Source organism: Acinetobacter sp. ANC 3781 (assembly GCF_004331285.1).
Taxonomy (GTDB): Bacteria; Pseudomonadota; Gammaproteobacteria; order Pseudomonadales; family Moraxellaceae; genus Acinetobacter.
Genome location: NZ_SJOH01000014.1, coordinates 1 through 22,396, shown reverse-complemented (window position 1 = coordinate 22,396; position 22,396 = coordinate 1). Strand labels below are relative to the sequence as shown.

At 41.5% G+C, this 22,396-nt stretch carries 20 protein-coding genes and 1 tRNA gene; 12 read left to right on the top strand and 9 right to left on the bottom strand.

Annotation, left to right across the window (positions count from 1 at the left end; genetic code table 11):
- The first annotated feature begins 12 nt into the window (after positions 1 to 12).
- Genes modA through E0H89_RS11025 form a run of 3 tightly spaced genes read left to right on the top strand, consistent with a single transcriptional unit; the run spans position 13 to position 2,128 of the window.
- Positions 13 to 774, top strand: coding sequence for a molybdate ABC transporter substrate-binding protein (gene modA / locus E0H89_RS11035; protein ID WP_131217031.1), 762 nt, complete (start codon positions 13 to 15; stop codon positions 772 to 774).
- Positions 775 to 801: 27 nt separating this feature from the next.
- On the top strand, positions 802 to 1,485 hold the full coding sequence (modB, locus tag E0H89_RS11030) for a molybdate ABC transporter permease subunit (protein ID WP_131217029.1): 684 nt from the start codon (positions 802 to 804) through the stop codon (positions 1,483 to 1,485).
- Between the two features lies 1 nt (position 1,486).
- Entirely contained in the window at positions 1,487 to 2,128 is a 642-nt protein-coding gene (locus tag E0H89_RS11025; RefSeq protein WP_131217027.1) for an ATP-binding cassette domain-containing protein, read from the top strand.
- A 107-nt stretch (positions 2,129 to 2,235) separates the two neighbouring features.
- On the opposite strand, the gene E0H89_RS11020 is transcribed toward E0H89_RS11025, so the two are convergent.
- The 6 genes from E0H89_RS11020 to fahA form a co-directional block, all read right to left on the bottom strand.
- Positions 2,236 to 2,622: a carboxymuconolactone decarboxylase family protein gene (locus E0H89_RS11020; protein WP_131217025.1), complete on the bottom strand. Its 387-nt coding sequence runs from the start codon at positions 2,620 to 2,622 to the stop codon at positions 2,236 to 2,238.
- Between the two features lie 203 nt (positions 2,623 to 2,825).
- On the bottom strand, positions 2,826 to 3,473 hold the full coding sequence (locus tag E0H89_RS11015; RefSeq protein WP_131217023.1) for a 3-oxoacid CoA-transferase subunit B: 648 nt from the start codon (positions 3,471 to 3,473) through the stop codon (positions 2,826 to 2,828).
- Between the two features lie 3 nt (positions 3,474 to 3,476).
- Complete coding sequence (locus E0H89_RS11010; RefSeq protein ID WP_131217021.1) at positions 3,477 to 4,178, bottom strand: CoA transferase subunit A; 702 nt, start codon at positions 4,176 to 4,178, stop codon at positions 3,477 to 3,479.
- Positions 4,179 to 4,234: 56 nt separating this feature from the next.
- Positions 4,235 to 4,810: a VOC family protein gene (locus E0H89_RS11005; RefSeq protein ID WP_131217019.1), complete on the bottom strand. Its 576-nt coding sequence runs from the start codon at positions 4,808 to 4,810 to the stop codon at positions 4,235 to 4,237.
- A gap of 21 nt (positions 4,811 to 4,831) precedes the next feature.
- On the bottom strand, positions 4,832 to 5,482 hold the full coding sequence (gene maiA / locus E0H89_RS11000; RefSeq protein ID WP_131217017.1) for a maleylacetoacetate isomerase: 651 nt from the start codon (positions 5,480 to 5,482) through the stop codon (positions 4,832 to 4,834).
- Positions 5,469 to 6,785: a fumarylacetoacetase gene (gene fahA, locus E0H89_RS10995; protein ID WP_131217015.1), complete on the bottom strand. Its 1,317-nt coding sequence runs from the start codon at positions 6,783 to 6,785 to the stop codon at positions 5,469 to 5,471. Before fahA ends, maiA begins: the two co-directional genes overlap by 14 nt.
- 385 nt (positions 6,786 to 7,170) lie before the next feature.
- Between fahA and E0H89_RS10990 the strand changes: the two genes are divergently transcribed.
- Positions 7,171 to 7,950, top strand: a complete 780-nt coding sequence (locus E0H89_RS10990; protein ID WP_131217013.1) for an IclR family transcriptional regulator — start codon at positions 7,171 to 7,173, stop codon at positions 7,948 to 7,950.
- A gap of 514 nt (positions 7,951 to 8,464) precedes the next feature.
- Here the strand turns inward: E0H89_RS10990 and E0H89_RS10985 are convergent.
- A tRNA-Gly gene (locus tag E0H89_RS10985) sits at positions 8,465 to 8,540 on the bottom strand.
- 63 nt (positions 8,541 to 8,603) lie between these two features.
- Positions 8,604 to 10,025, bottom strand: coding sequence for a cysteine--tRNA ligase (gene cysS / locus E0H89_RS10980; protein ID WP_131217011.1), 1,422 nt, complete (start codon positions 10,023 to 10,025; stop codon positions 8,604 to 8,606).
- A 213-nt stretch (positions 10,026 to 10,238) separates the two neighbouring features.
- Here cysS and E0H89_RS10975 point away from each other — a divergent pair, with 213 nt between their 5' ends.
- The 8 genes from E0H89_RS10975 (at position 10,239) to E0H89_RS10940 (ending at position 18,670) form a co-directional block, all read left to right on the top strand.
- Positions 10,239 to 11,216: a KpsF/GutQ family sugar-phosphate isomerase gene (locus tag E0H89_RS10975; protein WP_131217009.1), complete on the top strand. Its 978-nt coding sequence runs from the start codon at positions 10,239 to 10,241 to the stop codon at positions 11,214 to 11,216.
- A 3-nt stretch (positions 11,217 to 11,219) separates the two neighbouring features.
- Positions 11,220 to 11,759, top strand: a complete 540-nt coding sequence (locus tag E0H89_RS10970; protein ID WP_131217007.1) for a KdsC family phosphatase — start codon at positions 11,220 to 11,222, stop codon at positions 11,757 to 11,759.
- 41 nt (positions 11,760 to 11,800) lie between these two features.
- Entirely contained in the window at positions 11,801 to 12,349 is a 549-nt protein-coding gene (gene lptC / locus E0H89_RS10965; RefSeq protein WP_131217005.1) for an LPS export ABC transporter periplasmic protein LptC, read from the top strand.
- Complete coding sequence (gene lptA, locus E0H89_RS10960; protein ID WP_131217003.1) at positions 12,333 to 12,899, top strand: lipopolysaccharide transport periplasmic protein LptA; 567 nt, start codon at positions 12,333 to 12,335, stop codon at positions 12,897 to 12,899. Before lptC ends, lptA begins: the two co-directional genes overlap by 17 nt.
- The gene (gene lptB, locus E0H89_RS10955) at positions 12,899 to 13,645 is read left to right on the top strand and encodes an LPS export ABC transporter ATP-binding protein (RefSeq protein ID WP_131217001.1); all 747 of its coding nucleotides are present in this window, start codon (positions 12,899 to 12,901) and stop codon (positions 13,643 to 13,645) included. Before lptA ends, lptB begins: the two co-directional genes overlap by 1 nt.
- A 161-nt stretch (positions 13,646 to 13,806) precedes the next feature.
- Positions 13,807 to 15,348, top strand: coding sequence for a TolC family outer membrane protein (locus E0H89_RS10950; RefSeq protein ID WP_131216999.1), 1,542 nt, complete (start codon positions 13,807 to 13,809; stop codon positions 15,346 to 15,348).
- Positions 15,345 to 17,483, top strand: coding sequence for a type I secretion system permease/ATPase (locus E0H89_RS10945; protein WP_131216997.1), 2,139 nt, complete (start codon positions 15,345 to 15,347; stop codon positions 17,481 to 17,483). Before E0H89_RS10950 ends, E0H89_RS10945 begins: the two co-directional genes overlap by 4 nt.
- A complete protein-coding gene (locus tag E0H89_RS10940) occupies positions 17,480 to 18,670 on the top strand; it encodes an HlyD family type I secretion periplasmic adaptor subunit (protein WP_131216995.1) in 1,191 nt (396 codons plus the stop codon). Before E0H89_RS10945 ends, E0H89_RS10940 begins: the two co-directional genes overlap by 4 nt.
- Before the next feature lie 338 nt (positions 18,671 to 19,008).
- Here E0H89_RS10940 and E0H89_RS10935 read toward each other — a convergent pair whose 3' ends face one another.
- Positions 19,009 to 22,251, bottom strand: coding sequence for a SwmB domain-containing protein (locus E0H89_RS10935; protein WP_131216992.1), 3,243 nt, complete (start codon positions 22,249 to 22,251; stop codon positions 19,009 to 19,011).
- Positions 22,252 to 22,396 lie beyond the last annotated feature (145 nt).

Below are 22,396 nucleotides of genomic sequence, written 5' to 3'. Positions count from 1 at the left end.
AGGAAAATACACATGAAAAAATCCCTGTTTTTATCCATGTGCCTCGCCATGACATTTTCCTCAGCGCATGCCGGGACAGTCAAAGTCTATGCGGCCGCAAGTCTAAGCAATGCCATGACAGATATTGCCAAGATTTACCAAGCCCAGCATCCACAAACTAAAATTGTACCGGTATTTGGTGCATCTTCAGCTTTGGCCAAACAGGTGCAGGCCGGGGCAAGCAGTGATGTATTTTTCTCGGCAGATCAGGACTGGATGAATTATCTGGTGCAAAACAAAATGGTAAATGCAGCTGCGGTTCGACCTCTATTGTTTAACCAGCTGGTGGCCATCAGTCCAAAAAATTTAAATATTGCATTTAAGCCACAGTCCAATTTTAATTTTGCCCAGGCATTTAAAGGACATTTATGTACAGGACAAATGCAATCTGTGCCTGCGGGTAAATATGCCAAACAGAGCCTGATTAAACTGAACTGGCTAGATCGTTTAAAAGGTCGGATTGTCGGAACGGATGATGTGCGCTCGGCCTTGGCTTTTGTTGAGCGTGGCGAATGTGAAGTGGGAATTGTTTATAAAACCGATGCCTTGATCAGCCAGAAAGTAAAAATCATCGGTACTTTTCCGGCAAACTCACATAGCCCGATCATTTATCCACTGGCCTTGACCAGGCAAGGGGAAAAGAATAAAGAGGCAGTGCAGTTTGAACAGTTTATGGAAAAAAGCGCTCAAGCCAAAGCCATTTTAAAAAAATACGGTTTTAGCCTGAAGTCTTAGGCAGATCACGGGGGAAATGGCTGAAATATGTTAAGTCCAGAAGAACTGAGCGCACTGTATTTATCTGCCAAAGTAGCCAGCTTTGCGACTTTGTTCTGCTTGCCTTTTGCTGTTGCTTTGGCATGGCTGTTAGCACGGCATGAATTTAGGCTTAAGTTTCTGGTAGAAGCACTATTACAGCTTCCGATGGTTTTGCCTCCAGTCGTATTGGGCTATTTGCTGCTGGTGTTATTTGGTAATCAGGGAATTATTGGAAAATATCTGCACACACTGGGCATACAGCTGGCCTTTAACTGGAAAGGGGCAGTTTTGGCATCGATGATTGTGGCATTTCCGCTGATGGTGCAACCGATTCGGCTTTCCTTTCAGCTGATGAACCAGCAGTTGGACCAGATTGCCGGTTCGCTGGGAGCAGCGCCGTGGAGAGTATTTTTCAGCATCAATTTGCCGCTGGCTATTCCCGGCATCGTGATTGGCAGTATTTTGTGTTTTAGCCGCAGCTTGGGCGAGTTTGGTGCAACCATTACTTTTGTTGGAAACATTCCTGATGAAACCCGCACCATTCCGATTGCGATTTATTCATTTCTGCAACAGCCGGATGGTGAAAACATGGCAATGCGTCTGGTTGCCTTGTCCTTGGTTTTGGCATTTTCAGCTCTGATTGCCAATTATTTTATTTTGCAGAAGTATCAACGGAAATTAGGAGGCTGATATGTTGAAATGTGATTTTCAATATCAACAGGCTGATTTTTTATTAAAGATCAAACTAGAAATGCAGCAAACGTTATTAGGCATCGTCGGGGCATCAGGAAGTGGTAAAAGTACATTTCTAAAAAACATTGTGGGGCTGTTGCAACCTCAGCAGGGTTCCATCCAGTTTAATCAGCGTATTTTAGTAGACACAGAGCAAAACATTTATGTACCGATGCATCAACGTAAAATTGCTTTAATTTTCCAGAATGCCTTGCTGTTCCCACACATGAATGTACAGCAGAATCTACGTTATGCAGAAAAATTAGTAGCCAACTTGGAAGGAAAATTTCAGTTTGAAGAAGTGCTGGAATTACTGGAATTACGACCCCTGATTCAGCGTAAAGCACATCAACTTTCAGGCGGGGAAGCACAGCGTGTGGCGATTGGCCGTGCCTTATTATCTTCACCGAATTTATTGTTACTGGATGAGCCTTTAACCGGATTGGATAGCAAACTAAAACAGCAGATTTTACCGTTTTTAAAACGGATGAAAGATGAGCTGGATTTGCCGATGATTTATGTGACTCATCATCTGCAGGAACTGGAATATTTAGAGGCAGATATTGTGCAGTTAAATCAAGGGCAACTACAGAATAAGTAAAATCCAATATCTAAGCGGTCATCTTACTTCATTCAATAAAAAATAAAATAGCCTAAGCATTTTAAATCCTAAGATACTCAAGCTATCGCCATAAAAATTAAAATAAATTATTCAGGGTTTTGATATTCATTAATGACTTCAAGTGCGGCACGAAAGGCTTCTTGGGTTGCGGGCGCGCCACAGTAGGGCAAGCTGTGAAGCAATACTTCCTGAATTTCTTCTACCGTCGCCCCGTTATTGAGTGCACCACGGACATGACCCTTAAGCTCAGTTGGGCTTTTTTGTGCAGTTAAAAATGCAATGGTAATGAGTGAGCGGTACTTGCGTGGCAATACGCCTTCACGTTGCCAGGTTGAGCCCCAGGCATGTTCATTTATCCAGTCCTGCAAGGGTTGAGTAAAGGGCACAGTATTGTCTTGCGCACGTTTTACGAAAGATTCGCCCATGACTTCGGTACGAACTTTTAAGCCATTTTCAAAATCTTGTTGTGACATATTTTTTTGCTCTTTCAAGGTCTATAAAAAAGAAGTGATCAAAGTTTATTCCCTAATCACGTTCATGCGTATAGTTTTATGGTCGTAGCTCAATTGGAATTTTAATTACTTTCCTACGACGTGTATTTTAATGAATTATTGAGTATTCAAATACATAAAAGCAGCCGAAGCTGCTCTAATTTTCACCTGACTATTTTTAAATATTAAGCTGCATTTAATTCAGTGGTGATCAGTTCCACACCTGTGGCTGCCTGAATCTGTTCAAGCGTGACATCTGTTGCCAGTTCAATCAGTTTGATGCCATCAGCCGTAATATCCATCACGCCTAAATCGCTAATCACCCGGTTGACCACACCTTTTCCGGTTAAAGGCAGGGTACACTGATTGACGATTTTCGGGCTGCCGTCTTTGGCATTCTGTTCCATCAGCACCACTACTTTTTGTACCCCAGCAACCAGATCCATGGCACCGCCCATACCTTTGACTTTTTTACCCGGAATCATCCAGTTGGCCAGATCACCCGTTTCTGATACTTCCATCGCGCCTAAAATCGCGATATTGACATGACCGCCCCGGATCATGGCAAAGGATTCTGAACTCGAAAAAAATGCTGCGCCGGGGCGAGCCGTTACCGTTTGTTTACCGGCATTAATCAGGTCGGCATCGACTGTTTCCGCTGTGGGAAATTCATCAATGCCCAATAAGCCATTTTCTGACTGTAACCAGACATTGATGCCTTCAGGAATATAGTTGGCAACCAGAGTCGGCAAGCCAATCCCTAAATTTACGTAGAAGCCATCTTCAAGCTCAAGCGCAGCGCGCTGTGCCATTTCATTGCGTGTCCAAGCCATGATTTAAGCCTCCACTTTTAAAGCCATTTGTTCAATGCGCTTTTCAGGCGTTGCATTGACGACGATACGGTTGACGTAAATACCTGGCAGATGGATATCATCAGGATCGATCTCGCCAATTTCAACCAGCTGTTCAACCTCAACCACAGTGAACTTACCTGCAACAGCACATTCAGGATTGAAGTTGCGTGCAGTTTTACGGAATACCAAATTGCCGGCCTTGTCTGCTTTATAGGCTTTCACCAAAGCCACGTCAGCAGTCAGGGTGTTTTCCAAGATGTATTCTTTGCCATTAAAAAAACGACTTTCTTTACCTTCAGCAATTGATGTACCAACACCAGTTTGAGTGAAGAATGCGGGAATGCCTGCACCGCCAGAACGTAATTTTTCAGCCAGGGTACCTTGGGGAGTGAGTTCGACTTCAAGTTCACCATTTAAATATTGACGTTCAAATTCCTTGTTTTCACCGACATAGGATGAAATCATTTTTTTGATTTGTTTGGTTTGCAATAATTTGCCCAAACCAAAATCATCCACGCCAGCATTGTTGGAAATACAGGTTAAACCTTTCACTCCGGTTTGTTTTAATGCATCAATCAATGCTTCAGGAATACCGCATAACCCAAAACCGCCCACGGCTAAAGTTTGGTGATCTGCGACAATACCGGCTAATGCTTCTTGTGCACTGGCAACGACTTTATTCATGACTCAATCTTCCCCCTGATTTTTTAGATCAATCGCCTAGTTTTTTAGATCAATGATTAGGCATCCACTTTTGCAAGAGCAGTGGCTTCGTCCAGTTCATCTGCATGCAAGAAATGGGTGTGATGGGGTGCACGTTTATTTCGGCTCCACTGTTCCAGCATGTCATATTTCATTTCTTCCGTGATCATGGCGATTTTTGCCGGTGCTTTTTCATCGTCATACGCCAACTCCAGACGGTGACCATTTGGATCGAAGAAGTAGATTGAATGGAAAATACCGTGATTGGTGATGCCCAATACATTGTTGCCATTGGCTTCTAGATGTTCTTTTGCCTCAAGCAGTGCTGCACGGTCTTTTACTTTTAATGCAATGTGCTGTACCCATTTTGGCGTGTTTTCATCACGGCCCATTTCCGGTTGGGTCGGCAATTCAAAGAAGGCCAAAACGTTGCCATTACCGGCATCTAAAAATAAATGCATGTAGGGGTCAAAGGCTTTGGTTGAAGGGACATAGTCTTCAGCAAAGGCTAAAATGAAGTCCATATTGAGGTTCTTTTTGTACCATTCCACGGTTTCTTTGGCATCTTTACAGCGGTAAGCCACGTGGTGAATTTTTTCGATTTGAATCGCCATATAAATATCCTTATTTAAAATTTAAGCTGCATCAACTTGCGCTTCAGGCGCAGCGTTCTGGAATGCAGAGAGCGTATTACAGTGCTGGTAAATCGCAGCAATTTTAGGGTAGGCTGCTAAATCAATATTGAAACGTAATGCGTTATACACTTGTGGTACCAAGCAGCAATCTGCGAAGGTGACTGTTTCGCCAAAGCAGAATTTGCCATTTGAATTTTTAAGCTGGGTTTCTAATCCGGCAAAACCGGTTTCAACCCAATGCTTGTACCAAGCAGATTTCTGTTCATCCGACACTGTTAAAATGTGAGATAAATATTGCAAAACCCGTAAGTTGTTGAGTGGATGAATATCACAGGCAATGCTTTGGCTAAAGGCGCGGATCAAGGCACGTTGTTCAATGTCCTGCGGCAATAAGGCTGTTTCTGGATGCTGTTCTTCTAGATATTCCAAAATGCTTAAAGATTGGGTCAGGATGAAGCCACCTTCATGTGCATCCTCAACCCAAGCAGGTACAAGTTCACTCGGATTAATCTGACGGTATTCAGCGCTGTGCTGCTCACCGCCATTTTTAAGCAAATGCACAGGGAAAACTTCAGCTTCCAGACTTTTTAAGTTCAAGGCAATCCGTACACGGTATGCCGCAGAACTTCGAAAGTAGCTATACAGTTTCACTGAGTTGCTCCTCGGCAGTATCGGCAGCGAAGTCAAATTCAACCGCAGGCAGCACGGTGCCAGACACTTCACCGAAACCGATGCGTAAGCCATCTTTTTTACAGTAGCCTTTCATGGTCAGTGTGTCGCCATCTTGTATAAAACTGCGCTGTTCGCCATTGGAAAGGGTCAGTGGCTTAGTCGCATTCCAGGTAATTTCCAGTAAAGAGCCATAAGAGTCAGGTGTAGGACCAGAAATCGTACCTGAACCCATCAAGTCACCGACTTGGACATTACAGCCAGCAATGGTGTGATGGGTTAACTGTTGAGACATCGACCAGTACATATATTTGAAATTGGTTTGGCTGATCACGTCAGCTTTTTCGCTACCTTCAGCCTGAATTTCTACAGATAGGTTAATGTCATAACTGTTGTTTAAATGATCTTCACACAAGTAGGCGAGAGGCTTTGGTTCCTGGACAGGTGAGCTGGTTTTAAATGGCTCAAGTGCTTCCATGGTCACAATCCATGGCGAAATTGAAGATGCAAAAGTTTTTGCATTGAATGGGCCTAAAGGTACGTATTCCCATTGTTGTAAATCGCGTGCCGACCAGTCATTAAATAACACCATGCCAAAAATATGATCCCAGGCATTTTCAATGGAGATGGGTTCACCGAGTTTATTGGGCTTACCCACAATGAAACCGGTTTCAAGTTCGAAATCGAGTTTGCGACAAGCCGAGAATACTGGGCGATCACTATTGAGAAGTTTGATCTGACCGGATGGACGCACTACATTTGTACCACTCACGATCACAGAGCTGGCACGACCGTTATAACCGACCGGAAGTTCTGACCAGTTGGGTAAAAGTGCATTTTTAGGATCACGGAACATGCAACCGACGTTGGTGGCGTGTTCTTTCGATGAATAGAAATCGGTATAGCCTGGAACATGGACTGGTAAATGCAGCGTTACATCAGTTTGTTTAAAGAAAGCTTGCTTACGTAATGCTTGATTATCACGAAGGGCGGCATTGTCTGCAGATAAAATATCTTGAAGTTCTGCACGAACCTTAGACCAATTTTCTTTGCCAGATTCAATGAACTTGTTCAATGTCGATTGATTGAAATAAGTTTCGCCTGGATTGATTTTCAAGAAGCCATTCGCCTCAAGCGCAGCAAGATCGACCACCCACTCGCCTAATGCGACACCCACACGACGTTCGCCTTCAGCTGATTCACTAAATACACCAAAAGGTAAGTTCTGGATGGGGAAATCCGAATCCTGTGCGACCTCAATAAATGATTTTAATTGACCTGTCATGTAAACGTTCCTTGTATTGAAAGGGAGTAATGTCCGGATATTGCTTTACTCATCGAGTTTTAAAAATTATCTACCTAACCCAGACTTGGGTTTTAAATGTTTTAATTTTATTTTTCATTTAAAAAACAAATGATTAATGAAATTAAAAAACTTATATAACGTATTGCTAAGCTGTCTTGATTTTTGCTATTCCTTTTATAATACTTATTTTATAAAATTACGCAATATATAATTTAATTATGAATAACGTAACTTAGATTAAGTTTTAGATCATCAGGGGAAAAGGGTAGCCTCAGTCGAAAAGCCATTTTTTCTTGTGTAATGCTTTGAAATTGACTAGCTTCGAGTAGAATGCTGGTCATTGCAGTTAAGAGTTTGAAAACCAATGTCAGAAGAAAAAACACAAGCTGGGGTTCAATCTTTAGAAGTAGGGTTGACGGTACTTGATGCGCTGATTGCCCATCGAACCCCCATGATGCTGAAAGAACTTGCTGAAAATTTGTCGATGCATCCTGCGAAAGTTCATCGTTATGTCGTGAGTCTAGTTCGAATGAATTACGCCAGACAACTGGGTGATGGAAGATATGCACTCGGGGAACAGGCGTGGCGTTTAGGTTTAAGTTGTATTCAAAGGACCGATACGATTCAGGCGGCTCAACCGATGATTTACGATTTGCACCGCAAGATTGATTGCGGTTTACAGATCAGTAAATGGACCTCTCAGGGACCATTGATCGTGCAATGGATTGAACCGAATCAACAGGTTTCGGTCATTACCCGAGTTGGTTCAATTATGCCGTTACTGAACTCAGCAACCGGTCGTACCTATGCTGCATTCATGGCGGAAGATATTGTTCGACCATTGATGGAAAATGAATGGCAACAGAAACAGGCACTCAGTCAACAGGTTTATCCTGCCAATTGGGAAGAGTTTCTGGAATTGAAACGAAGCATCATCGAGCAAGGTGCTGCGACAGTTTCAGGTGATATGCTAGTGGGTGTAAATGCGATCTGCGTACCAATTTTTAATAGCCATGGCGAGATTGAGTTTTGTATTGCAGCGTTAGCAAGCGACTTACATCTTCCTATTGATTTTGAGCACGAAAGAGTTAAAGCATTGAAGGAAACAGCAGCAGCTTTAACTCGTTACATTACTCAAGACTAAAGCTAGGTGATCTGTACTTTTTCCTTGGGTCAGGTGATTGACTGTTCAGGTAATTGACTGTAAGGAAACAGGGGGGAGTACTGAAGGACTTGAACAAGTTTTTCTATGCTTGGTAGATTTTTTTGGTGTGAATGGCGGTATCTGGTACAACCATTACACTGACCATTACCCCATTTAATATTTATTTAAATCAGTTGACGCAGTTTATTGGAATTTCACCGACGCAATTTGCTTTGTATTCAATTTTAAGACCGTCATGAGTAATGATCTAAATTTATGTTCAGCTTATTTTGCAGTATTTGTGGTGTTTCGGCTGGGATGCCATTAACTTAAGATCATTAATATTTTATTGAATGTAAATGCATTCTGGTGAAGGGGAGTGCAAAAATAGAATGCCTGTTTTGGTCGTATGCGTGCCTTGAGTTAAAGCAGGGATAAAGGATTGAGATTAAAACTATAAAAATAACGATATAAAAAAAAAGCCCTGATCAATGATCAGGGCTTTTTCGTATTCTGGAGCGGGAAAGGAGACTCGAACTCCCGACCCCAACCTTGGCAAGGTTATGCTCTACCAACTGAGCTATTCCCGCAATGGTTGTGAATTATAGAGAATTTAACGAAACTGTCAACTCTTTATGCTTCCAAATGTTTAATTAATCAGCACGACGCCAGATTGTACCTTGACGTGTATCTTCCAAAACTACACCTTGATCGAGTAAAGACTGGCGAATTTCATCGGCTTTGGCAAATTCTTTGGCTTTTTTGGCCTCAACACGTTGTTTAATTAAATCTTCAATTTGTTCTGCAGTTAAATCTAAAGTTTCCTGACCAATATCGGACTTTAAGAAATCATTCACATTATGTTGAACTAATCCAAGAATATTGGTGAGGTGGCGTAAAGTTGAATAGTAAAGCGTTGCCTGTTCTTGGTTTTCATCTTTTACCGCACGATTTAATTCTTTGTTGATCTCAAAGAGTACTGCAATCGCTTCAGAGGTATTGAAGTCATCACGCATTGCTGTATTAAAACGTTCAACTAAAGTTTCATCTAAATTTTCCACCTGTTTGTCACCATACACTGCTTGATAAGCTTTGAATGAATGGTAGAAACGAGAAAGGGTATTTTTTGCTTCTTTCAGGGCAGTATCCGAGAAATTCACTGGACTACGGTAGTGTGAAGACACAATAAAGTAACGGATCACTTCAGGATGAAATTTATCCATCACATCACGGATAGTGAAGAAGTTGCCTAAAGATTTAGACATTTTTTCGCCATCAACATTAATGAAACCGACGTGCATCCAGTAGTTTACATACTGCTCACCCGTTGATGCTTCACTTTGTGCAATTTCATTTTCATGATGCGGGAAGGTCAAATCCGAACCGCCACCATGAATATCAAAATGATTGCCTAGGCAGCAAGTCGACATGGCTGAACATTCAATATGCCAGCCTGGGCGACCATTGCCCCAAGGTGAAGCCCAAGATGGTTCATTTTCTTTGGCATGTTTCCACAGCACGAAGTCAAACGGATGTTTCTTTTCAACTTCGACATCGACCCGCTCAGAGGCTCCGGCTTGCATATCTTCGAGTTTGCGACCAGAAAGACGACCGTATTTGGCAAATTTTTCAACCTGGAAATACACATCACCATTACTCGATGGATAAGCCGTACCTTTATTGACTAAATTACCAATCATGTTTTGCATTTGATCAATATAGTCAGTCGCACGTGGTGCTTCATCTGGGGCTAAGCAACCCAAATTTTTAGCATCTTCATTCATCGCTTGAATAAAACGATCTGTTAATGCAGTAATGCTTTCGCCATTTTCATTGGCACGTTTAATAATTTTGTCGTCAATGTCAGTAATATTACGAACATATTTTACCTTCCAGCCTTGACTGCGCAAGAAGCGAATAATGTAGTCAAATGCAACCATGACTCGAGCATGTCCAATATGACAATAGTCATATACGGTCATACCGCAAACATACATATCGATATGTCCCTCCACACGCGGAACAAATTCTACTTTTTTACGTTGCTCTGAGTTATATAGAACAAAAGGTTGCATAGGTCTTCAAAAGGCTAAATATAAGATGGCTCATCTTAACCTAAGCATTTTTTTTCATAAAGTTTTATACGCTTTTTTTATATACGTGTGAAAAGTTATACATTTAGAAACGTGAGATTTGCATAGATATGATAAAATTGCGAAAATTATTTTTGCTTGAATAGAGTCAACGCTTTACAGCGTTAAGGTAAACCTACTTTGAACCCACCAAATATGCCAAATCAAATAGATTTCCAAAAAGTCGCCTTAGAAACTTTGCGTATAGAAGAACAAGCGCTAGAAATATTGGCGACGCAAATTGATGACCGTTTTAGTCATGCATGCGAAATTATTTTGCATTGTCGAGGGCGATTAGTCATTACCGGTATGGGAAAATCTGGTCATATTGGCCGTAAAATGGCGGCCACCTTTGCATCTACCGGTACACCCTCATTTTTTATGCATCCAGGTGAAGCAGGGCATGGCGATTTAGGTATGCTGGTACCGGGTGATGTTTTAATTGCAATTTCAAACTCGGGCAAGAGTGATGAAATTATGATGCTAATGCCATTAATTAAGCGTTTGGAAATTCCGTTAATTACCATTAGTGGTGATGACAAAGGACCGATGCCGCAAAATGCAGACGTGGCTTTAACCTTGGGTAATATTCAGGAAGCTTGTCCGCTGGGTTTGGCACCTACTTCAAGTACTACTGCCACTCTAGCCTTGGGTGATGCACTGGCTGTCGCTTTGCTTGATGCACGTGGTTTTACTGCAGATGATTTTGCGATGTCACATCCGGCGGGTGCATTGGGTAAACGTCTGTTGCTGCATGTCAAACACTTGATGCATACCGGTGCAGAATTACCGAAAGTATCTCCAGATACACCAATGAATCAGGTTTTATACGAAATTTCAAACAAACGCCTAGGTTTAACCACAATTGTAGATCAAAATGATGTTCTACTGGGTATTTTTACCGATGGTGATTTACGTCGCCTAATTGACAAGCAGCAAGGTTTTGATGTGAATTTGGCGGCGTCGGAAGTGATGATTAAAAATCCTTTAACCATTTCGCAAGACGCTCGCGCTGTTGAAGCTTTAGAGCGAATGAACGAAAAGAAAATCAATCAATTTGTTGTTGTAAATGATGTAAATAAAGTCATTGGTGTCATTAGCATGCATGACTTGATTCAAGCTGGGGTAAATTAACAAATGGCATCTTATATTTTATTGGAACAGGCGCGTCATATTGAAGCTTTAGTTCTTGATGTCGATGGTATTTTAAGTGATGGCTTTGTGACACTCACCAATACTGGGGATGAAATTAAATCTTTCGATATTCGTGATGGCTTGGGTATGAAACTTGTACAGCAAGCAGGTGTCAAAGTCATTATTATTACTGGACGTAAAAGCAATATTGTTGAAAAGCGCATGTCTGATTTAGGTGTAGACCTGGTTTTTCAAGGCCGTGAAGATAAAGGTACTGCATTGCGTGAAGCATGTGCACAATTGAATGTTGCTCCAGAAGACTGTTTATATATGGGTGATGATTGGCCTGATCTTTCTGCATTTGCCATTGCAGGTATGAAAGTCACTGTGCCGAATGGTCATGTCGAAGTCCGTCGTCGTGCAGACCTGGTGACTCAGGCAATGGGTGGCCGTGGTGCGGTACGTGAAATCTGCGATATGATTTTGATGGCCAAAGGGGCTTACGAAACGCTTCTTGAAAAATATACATCTATCCCACATTAATAGTTAAATAATTCATTTCATTTGAGTTAAGTACCACACTTATGGATACAAAAGTTTTATACGTAACTGCTATAGCCATTGCAGCTATAAGTGGTGGTTACTACTATTACAGCGGTAAGGGCAATAAACTTGAGGTTGATTCAGCAAGGAGTATGACCTATTCCGCTGAAAAAATTAATCTTACCCAAACTGATGATAATGGTAATTTGCATGTTCGTGCTCAGGTCGATCGTCTTGAACAGGACATGCAAAAACAAACCTCAAAACTCACCAATCTAAATGCGTCTATGTATAAAAATGGTGCTGTAGATGCCACTTTTTATGCCAAAGTCGCAAATGGTTATGATGATAATGAACGCGTGGTTTTGTCTGGAGATGTGTTGGCGGTTAAGTTGATGCAACAGGGCAAAATGCAGTTTCGAACCACAGAGTTGACTGGATACCCTAAAACTCGTGAAATCGAAACCAATAAACAAGTAATTGTGCAATCTCCGCAAGCTGAATTTGTAAGCCAAGGTCTGAAAGCCAATTTTAATAACGGTCAATACGAATTTTTTAATATTCGAGGAAAATATGAACCAGAATCTTAAGCTTACATTTTCTAAAACCTTGCTTCAGCAAGCAGCTTTAGTCGGTTTGGTTGTATTCTCATCGGCAACGGCATTTGCAATTCCTTCTGACAGAACTCAGCCTATCTCCCTAGTGGCTGATCGGGCAACCTATAATGAAAAGACGGGTGTGACAACTTATAGCGGTAATGTCATCATCGAGCAAGGCACAATGAAATTGCAGGCCAATTCAATTATTGCCAATCTGAACAGTCAAAAAGAAATCAGCACGATTACGGCAACAGGTGGTCCTGCGCGTTTTCAGCAAAAAGTAGATGTCAATAAAGGTTTAGCTAAAGGGCAGGCACAAAAAATTCTCTATAATGCCCAAACTGGAATAATCACCCTGTCGGGCAATGCATTATTAGAGCAAGGTGGCGCAAGTATTCGTGGTAATACTTTGAAATATAGTATGAACAAGGGTGATATTGAAGCTACTGGTACGCCAAATAACACGGGTTCATCTTCAGGTCGTGTTCAAATTGTCATTCCACCTTCTAGTTCAAAATCATTTCCGGGAGCACGTGATTAATGGAACAATCGTTAAACCAACCACAAACGCTTTGTATTAAACATCTTGCAAAAAACTATAGTAAAAGATGGGTGGTTAAGGACGTTTCTTTCCAGATGCAAAGTGGGGAGATTGTCGGATTACTTGGACCAAATGGTGCAGGTAAAACTACGAGTTTCTACATGGTGGTTGGTTTAGTCCGAATGGATAAAGGCGAGATTCATTTGGATGATCTTGATTTATCCGATTTGGCCATGCATGAACGTGCCCGTAAAGGGATTGGTTATTTACCTCAAGAAGCTTCTATTTTTAGAAAACTGACCATTTCTGAGAATATTATGGCGATTCTTGAAACCCGTAAGGATTTGAACAAACAGCAACGCCAACAGCGTTTAAGGGAATTGCTGGCCGATTTTAAAATCACCCATATTAAAGATTCTTTAGGGATGAGTGTTTCGGGTGGTGAACGCCGTCGTGCCGAAATTGCTCGTGCTTTAGCTGCTGATCCTAAGTTTATGTTACTCGATGAACCTTTTGCTGGGGTCGATCCTATTTCTGTAGGAGATATCAAAGACATTATTCGGAATTTAAAAGATCGTGGAATTGGTGTGCTGATTACTGACCACAATGTACGAGAGACTTTAGCAATTTGTGAGCGCGCTTATATTGTCAGTGAAGGTGCAGTAATTGCAGAAGGAACGCCACAAGAAGTGCTGGAAAATGAAACGGTGCGCCAAGTGTATTTAGGTGACGATTTTACGGTTTAAAAGTCTAAAAAATAATCAAAATAAAAGATGATTTTGTTAACAATAAATAACAGGATCATCTATACCTTATCATTATAAAAAATAACAATTAATTTATAAAAAAAGACGTATTTTTTACTAAATAAGTTAAGATATTTTTAAATGTAATTGTCACTTAAATAATGTTAAAAAATCAATCTAAAGTAGTTTTGCGGCAAAACTTATGTAAGAGGAGAATACAATGCCTGATATGTATTGTACCTCTACATATAGGTTATGCATATGCAGACGGTTCAAAAGAGTTTATGCAATCGGTCAAGTCCGGGATCAGCCAAATTTTTGTTCCTAAGCCCGATGAAAACTATAATAAAGCTGATATTCAAACCCTTAGTAACTTTCAATTAGATACCTCAAAAGTTCAGGAATTACCTGTAATACAGCGTTCTGATCAGACACATACTTTTTCTAAAAATCAGCCCGTATATCTGCCTGTTAGCCAATTAGGTTTCAATGAAACCATTCTTCGGGCATTACAGCGCAGTCCAGATGTTTCACAGAGTGTCTCGGTTTTAGCTGGACAGGGGGCTTATATTGATGTTGCCAAAGCCGGGTATTATCCCCAGCTTTCAGGTGGACTATCCACCGGAGACTTAAGTTCGGGTGAACGTGGCCATCAGCTCATCAGTCTGAATGCCACCCAGATGCTCTACGATTTTGGCAAAGTGAAAAGTGGAGTTGATATTCAACAGGCAAAACTTAGCGCTGAACAGGCCAATGTTTTAGTGAGCATAGATAATGTAGCTTATGAAACTGTCAATGCGATTGTGAATATTAAGCGTTATCAGGAAATCACCCAAATCGCACAGCAGCAGATTAATGGCATTTCACGCATTGCTGAAATTGCCAATTTAAGGGCAAAGGCCGGGATCAGTACCCAGGCAGATCCCGTTCAGGCACGTGCAAATTTAGAAGCCGCACAGGCCAATTTAGTGGTACAGCAAACCCAGCTGAAAAAATTTCAACAGAAATTGCGCACATTATTGGGTGCAGATGTGACAGGCCAGGATTGGTCTATTCCAGAGCGTGTGGTGAGGGATTCCAATTTATACCGTGATCCAGAATTTAACAAGATTCCGAGTATGATTGCGGCACAGGCCGAGGTCCAAGTTGCTAAATTTCAAAAGCAACAATCAAAATTAAGTAACTATCCAACGCTGAGTGTTAAAGGTTCACTTAGTCAGGCCTTGAATGGCCGTAATCCCAATAATAATGAAGATGATGGGATGTATAATTCCATCATGCTGGAAGCGAGCAGTAATCTGTATCAGGGAGGAGCAAAAGCATCCCAGACTCGCGCTGCCAGTTATGCCGAAGAAGCGGCAAAAGCAAAGGTCAATTCAGTTTATTTGGATGTGCTAGATGAAATCCGGCTATTACGTGAAGAAATCGAAAATAAGCAAGGTTTAATGGGTATTTTGATTGCGCGTAAGGAAACCACTATTCGTACCCGAGAGCTGTATCAGGAGCAATATAAACTCGGGACACGCTCAGCGGTTGATTTGCTCAATGCAGAACAGTCCATTCACAGTGCAGCTCAGGAAATCGAAAATGCACGTTATGACATTTATGACGCAATTGTAAGATTCATTAATGTCACAGGACGTTCTCGTGATCTCTATGAGCTTAATAATATTCCAATCCAAGGGTTTGAGATTCAGCCATGAATAATAAAAACAATTATCAGCCGTGGCTTCAAGCGGTACTTACGATTGCCAAACATTACCGTATAGAACCATCTGAAGAACGTATCCGTTTACAGCTTGACTGGAATTCCAACCAGAATGTAGATGACATCATGACATTAATTACGCGCCAGGTCGGCATGAGTTTGCGTAAGTCTACATTCAGTAAAGATTTAATCAATCCGTGGCGCCTCCCTGTTGTGGTGGAATTTAATGATGGTCAGGTCGGTGTTGTTGAAAAAGTTGATGCTGAAGGTAATGCCAATGTCCAGTTGAGTGGTGATCAGGGGCTTGCCCAGACTTTAACCCTAGATGTGCTGCAATCCAATATTCGTCAGGTCTATATTCTTCGACCTGAAAAATCCGTACCAGATGCGCGGGTGGATGAATATATCAAACCTTATGAAAGCAGCTGGTTCTGGTCAATTGTATTACGTGACTGGAAACGTTATATCGATGTGATGTTTGGCTCCATGATTGCCAACATTTTAGCCTTGGCGACTGTTGTTTTTTCCATGAATGTCTATGACCGGGTGATTCCGGCCCAATCTATCCCCACTTTATGGGTACTGGCCGGTGGTGTACTGATTGCTGCAATTTTCGAATTCAGTTTGCGGGTCGCACGAATTTATCTGTCTGATATTATTGGTAAACGTGCAGATTTAAGAATTTCAGATCGAGTTTTTGGTCATGCTTTAAGAATAAAAAATAGTGAGCGATCAAAATCCACAGGTACCTTTATTTCACAGATTCGTGAGCTTGAGGGCGTGCGTGAACTAGTGACATCAACCACAATATCAGCCATTGCCGATTTACCTTTCTTTCTGCTGTTTTTGGGGATTTTCTGGCTGATTGGTGGCAACCTGTTTTGGGTGATGCTTCTGGTGGTGCCTTTAATGATCCTGCCTGGAATTTTGGCACAAAAACCTTTGGCTAAACTGGCCAGTGAAGGAATGCGTGAAGGTGCAATCCGCAATGCCATGCTGGTTGAAGCAGTACAAGGGATTGAAGATATCAAGCTGTTGCGTGCAGAAGCCAGATTCCAGAATCAGTGGAATCACATGAATGAATCATCGGCAGATATTTCAATGCGTCAACGCAAGATTGTGGGTGTCATGAACGCTTGGACCCAGAAAATTCAGGGTTTGACCTTTGCCATTGTAGTGCTTGTGGGCTGTTTTGCGGTGATGAAAGGGGATATGACCACGGGTGCTTTAGTGGCTTGTTCGATGTTGTCTTCACGCATGCTTGGGCCAATTGCACAAATTACCGGTGTACTTGGTCGCTGGCAGCAAGCCAAAGTGGCTAAAAATGGACTGGATGAGTTAATGAAGAAACCGGTGGATCAGCCGGACCATGCCCACTTGATTCATCGTCCGGCACTAAATGGTCATTATGAATTGACGGGCATGACTTTTAAATATGGTGAAGATGATCCAAAACCAAGCCTAATGATTCCAAATCTAGAAATCAGATCGGGTGAAAAGATTGCGATTCTTGGGCGTAATGGTGCAGGTAAATCGACCCTGCTGCAATTGTTGTCAGGCATGCAAACTCCCGTTCAGGGCAAAATTAAACTTGACGGTGTTGAGCTGAGCTTAATCGACCCTTCGGATGTGCGCCGTGATATGGGGTTGCTGAACCAGAATGCACATTTATTCTTTGGTTCGGTACGCGAGAACCTGACGCTTGGCGCGCCTTTAGCCAGTGATGAAGAAATACTGAATGCCTTGAAAATTACTGGTGCAATTCATTTTGTGCAGGAGAAAAAAGAAGGCTTGGATCATATGATTCTTGAAGGCGGTATTGGTTTTTCTGGTGGTCAGAAACAGGCACTGTTACTGGCACGTTTACTGATTCGCCAGCCAAATATTCTGCTGCTGGATGAACCAACAGCATCAATTGATGATGTATCAGAAAAACAACTGATTGATCATTTGAAATTATGGCTCGGTCAACGCACCCTGATTGTTGCAACACACCGCCGCGCAGTACTGGAACTGGTAGATAGAATTATTGTGGTGAATGATGGCAAGATTGTAATGGATGGACCTCGTGATCAGATTCTCAATCAAAATCAGTCACAGCAACGTCAGGTTTCAGGAGCTAACTCATGAGCGCGAAATCACAGCATCTAAAAAGTACTATTAAAGTTACTGAGCTTGAACCGCCCTTACCTAAAGCCAGTTTGTTTATCTGGATTATCTGTTTAGGATTAGTCACCTTATTGCTATGGGCATGGTTCTTTAAACTTGAAGAAGTGTCTACGGGAAGCGGTAAAGTTGTGCCTTCTTCAAAAGAGCAGACCATCCAGTCCCTTGAAGGTGGTATTTTAACCAAGTTAAATGTTCGTGAAGGTGAAATTGTCAAGCAGGGGCAGATCCTGGCTCAGCTCGATCCGACTCGACTTGAATCTAATGTTGGTGAATCAGCTTCATTGCTGATGTCCTCACGCGCCACTTCAGCACGTTTAAGAGCAGAAGTGAACGGAACGCCGCTTTCTTTTCCTGAAGAAGTTTTAAAAGACAGTAAACTGGTGAAGGAAGAAACCGCACTCTATAATTCACGCCGTGCCAATTTGGATGAGTCCATAGCCGGTCTACGTCAGGCGTTAAGTTTGATTGAACAGGAGCTGAGCATGACTGAACCGCTTGTGGCTAAAGGTGCTGCAAGCGAAGTGGAAGTTTTACGTTTAAAACGTGAAGCCAATAATCTGCGTAATCAGATGAATGATATTCGCAACCAGTATTATGTGAAGGCGCGTGAAGAATTATCCAAAGCCAATACCGATGTAGAAACACAGCAACAAGTGGTGAGAGGAAAGTCGGATACTTTAAGTCGTACGGTTTTTAAAGCCCCGATGCGAGGGATAGTCAAAGAAATTGATGTTATGACGATTGGTGGAGTTATTCCTCAAAATGGCAAGCTCATGACCATTGTTCCTTTAGATGAACAGTTATTGATTGAAGCGCGAATTTCACCACGAGATATTGCATTTATTCATCCTGGTCAGGAAGCTTTGGTTAAAGTTACGGCTTATGACTATTCCATTTATGGAGGATTAAAAGGCAAGGTCGCGACTATTTCGCCAGATACCATACGTGATGAAGTGAAGCAAGACCAGTTCTATTACCGGGTCTATATTCGAACCAATACGGATAAACTAATCAATAAAGCGGGTAAGCAATTCAGTATTACGCCTGGTATGGTAGCTACGGTGGACATTAAAACCGGCCAGAAATCAGTACTGGATTATCTGCTTAAACCGTTTAACAAAGCGCAAGAAGCATTACGTGAACGTTGATTAAAATAAGAACCTTGGTTTAAAAATCTTCTTTTTACAGGAGGTTTTTTATTGCTTGGATGAGTGGATGAAGTGTTTTGGTGATTTATTTAGCTCGGAACTGGGATAGTATTTTTCATTCCAAATCCCTTGGCCAAAGCTGACTTCCACTTGAACAGCAAACGAAGATCATCAAAGTTTTACTGATAATGATTATTATAGTAGTGATTGCATCGACTTGGTTTTTGACGCTGTAAATATTTGCCTAAGATAAAAAATCCCGCCGAAGCGGGATTTTTTATCTTTAGTATTGGATTTTCTAAGAAAAGATTTCGAAAAAACTTTTCTTATCTGGCTAATTAAATTTGATTATATTTAATTAAATCATCAAGAACTAAACTTGTACTGGTTGTATTTTGCAAAATAATCAGCTCTGTTGGCGCATAGCTTGGGTCTGTTACCAAACCATCACGATCGATTTTTACTACCGTATCGTCTCCACGCTGTTCGAGTGTTATATAGTTTCCAAGATTCGATGCATTTACAGCCTGATCACTCAATAAAGCCGAAACATCAATCATGTCACCTTCAGCAGCATTAAAGTCAGTCCAAATATCGGTACCATTACCCCCAGTCGCATCAGTATTATTCAGTAAATAATAGATTGCAGTATCTGCTCCAGCACCGCCGGTCAGAGTGTCATTACCTGCACCGCCTTGTAACAGGTTATCTGTTGGGTCATCAGCATAGTTAATGATTTGATTTACGGTATCGATATTAATAGTCAAGTCTGCTGAAGCTGTTTCCTCATTCGTCTGTCCAGCATTGCGCGTTACGGTATAGTTGAATACCTCACTGATCGGAGTACCTTGTCCATTTAAACTATTAGAATCATAAATAAAATTACCATCATCATAGAGTTTAAGGACTCCATAGGTTCCCTGAATAAGAGTGAACTTACCATCTGCATCAGTTGAATTAAAAGTTATCGGCAAGCCATTTACTGCAGTTAATACACCATCCCCCCAGTTATCAGCCTGAGTACCATCTTCTGAGGTTTCCTGAATATTTCCTGTTGCACGGTACGTTTCTCCATTCACAACATATACTTCGGCGGTCGTTCCACCTAATATAGTTAATGGATTACTCAAAATTTCTTGAGCCACAATATCCAATAATCCATCGACAGTGGGTAAAACGTTACCTAATCCCAGATTATTGAGTAATGTATTTATTGAACCTAACAAGCTATTCAATCCAGTTTCCAGGCCGGAACCTTCGAGTACCGTATCTAATAAGATATCTCTAACTAACGGTTCTACTAAATTATCAAATAATGCTTGGCCCGCACCATCTACACCATTCAATATTCCATTTACTAGACTGTTTAGGACTGTACCTAGTCCAAGCGTAGTTAATAGGAATCCTAATGCACCTCCTGCATTACCTGCAATTATGTCGCCTACAGATGTATTATTTAAATCACCCAGTAATGGATTATTCAGTACAGGAGCGAGAATAGTATTAACAGCTCCGGTCAAGGTGCCTAGGGCTGGTATGTCAGTAGTTACCTCTAATAACTGGCTGAGTGTCAATTGTTCTAATAGCCCACGGGGATCAGCATCTGGGCTTGTTAAAGCTGTTTCTAGTAAACCTAATATAGTATCCGCTATCACCTCATTGACTGTATTATCACCTAAGTTTGCTAAATCTATACTTGTTAAAATTTCTGCCAGTTGTGAAGAGTCACCATAGATAGAAACTTCATAATTGCCTGCAGGCAAGTCACTAATGTTCAATCTCAGCCCTTGAGCATCTGCAACTCCGCCTAATAATTCTAATTCTAGCGCACCAGCAACTAATCCTCCTTGACTTGTATCTGCTGCTGCCACCTGAAATTCTTCACCAGTCGTCGTATTTCGCACTACAAAAGTGAAAGCACCAGCTAAGTCCACTAAATTATCTTGCTGTACAGCAATCACAACATCTTCTGTACCACTATCAATAGTGAAATTCATTACTGCTATTCTTGAATCTCCAGGAAGAACACTAATCAAATCTTGTTCATCTATTGTCGCAAGTGGTGTAGCTATATCAATAGACTTATTAACGAGTAAGGCAGAAATCGCATCATTGGCTAAACTCAGTGATAGTTCCGGATTATTCACTACACCATTTGGCAAATCAGCCGCATCAAATTCTTGCAGCACATTGCCGTCCGAATCCTGGATCCCTTGAGCATCTCCCGGCGTGCTGTCGCTATAGGTGACTTCAACGGTCTGGTTCGCGGAGATTTCAGGGTCGGTGATCAGGGTGATGATGCTGCCATTGATCAGAATGTCCGTCACCGGCACGACTGTACCATCTACAGTTACGGTGAAATCAGCTTCCAGGGGATTGGAACCGGAAACATCTTCATTAAAGCTCAGTTCGATATTGCCATTTTCATTGACTTCAGCATCGATCAGTACCGGTGCATCGACATCCGGATTCTGCTGCTCCGAGTTGTTTTCAACTCCGCCGACATCAACTGCATCAAATTCTTGCAGCACATTGCCGTCCGAATCCTGGATCCCTTGAGCATCTCCCGGCGTGCTGTCGCTATAGGTGACTTCAACGGTCTGGTTCGCGGAGATTTCAGGGTCGGTGATCAGGGTGATGATGCTGCCATTGATCAGAATGTCCGTCACCGGCACGACTGTACCATCTACAGTTACGGTGAAATCAGCTTCCAGGGGATTGGAACCGGAAACATCTTCATTAAAGCTCAGTTCGATATTGCCATTTTCATTGACTTCAGCATCGATCAGTAAAGGAGCGGTAGTATCTGGATTTTTTACACCTCCTACTTCAGCCGAATCGAAATCTTCCAGTACATTACCTTCCGAATCTTTGATGCCTTGATCATTATTTGGCGTACTATCTTGATAATCAACGATAACTTCTTGACCGTCGCGAATTTCTGGTTCAGTAACTAAGATAATCTTATCGCCCTCTACGATAATGTTAGTGACTGGAATTTCTTCTCCATCCACGATTACATTAAAATCCTCAGGACGTGGATTTGAACTGTTTATATTCTCATTAAAGCTTAATTCCAGCTGACCATTTTCATTAACAATTATGTCGGTTAATTTAGGTGGGGTATTGTCTCGACTTCCTGAACCAGAATCACCCCCAGAAGAACCTCCTGAACCTGCAGCAGCGGCTATAGCCCCAATCGCTAAAGCTCCACCCAACCATGGTAGAATTCCGGCAGCCATATTTGCGCTTTCGACAGTACCTTCTGTGAGTGGATGATAAAGGATAGTATTCAGCATTTCGCCATTTTGATCAGTAAACTCTGCCCAATATAATTTTCCTTCGTTCTCAAAAACAATTCGATTAGCATTCACCGGATAGTCGAAATAGTTTTCAATAATAATGCTTTCGCCATTTTTGAGGCGAATAACTGCAGAATTTCCTTGACGAGTAATAGTCGCTACTTCATCAATATTTGCACTAATCTGAATAACTGAATTTTGTGTTAGTTTTACAATATTATTATCAATATTCTGAATAACTTCTCCATTTTTCACAGATAATATTTTAATCGTAGCCATATCGAATCTCCCGCCTTTTTTATAAAGTATTTATTTCTAAAAATTAACCAAATTTAAATAACATTAAAATTGAAGATTGGGAATCGAGAAAAAATAGCTTGTAAATTATTTTAAATTTCTAACAAATTATTAATTAAAAACTACA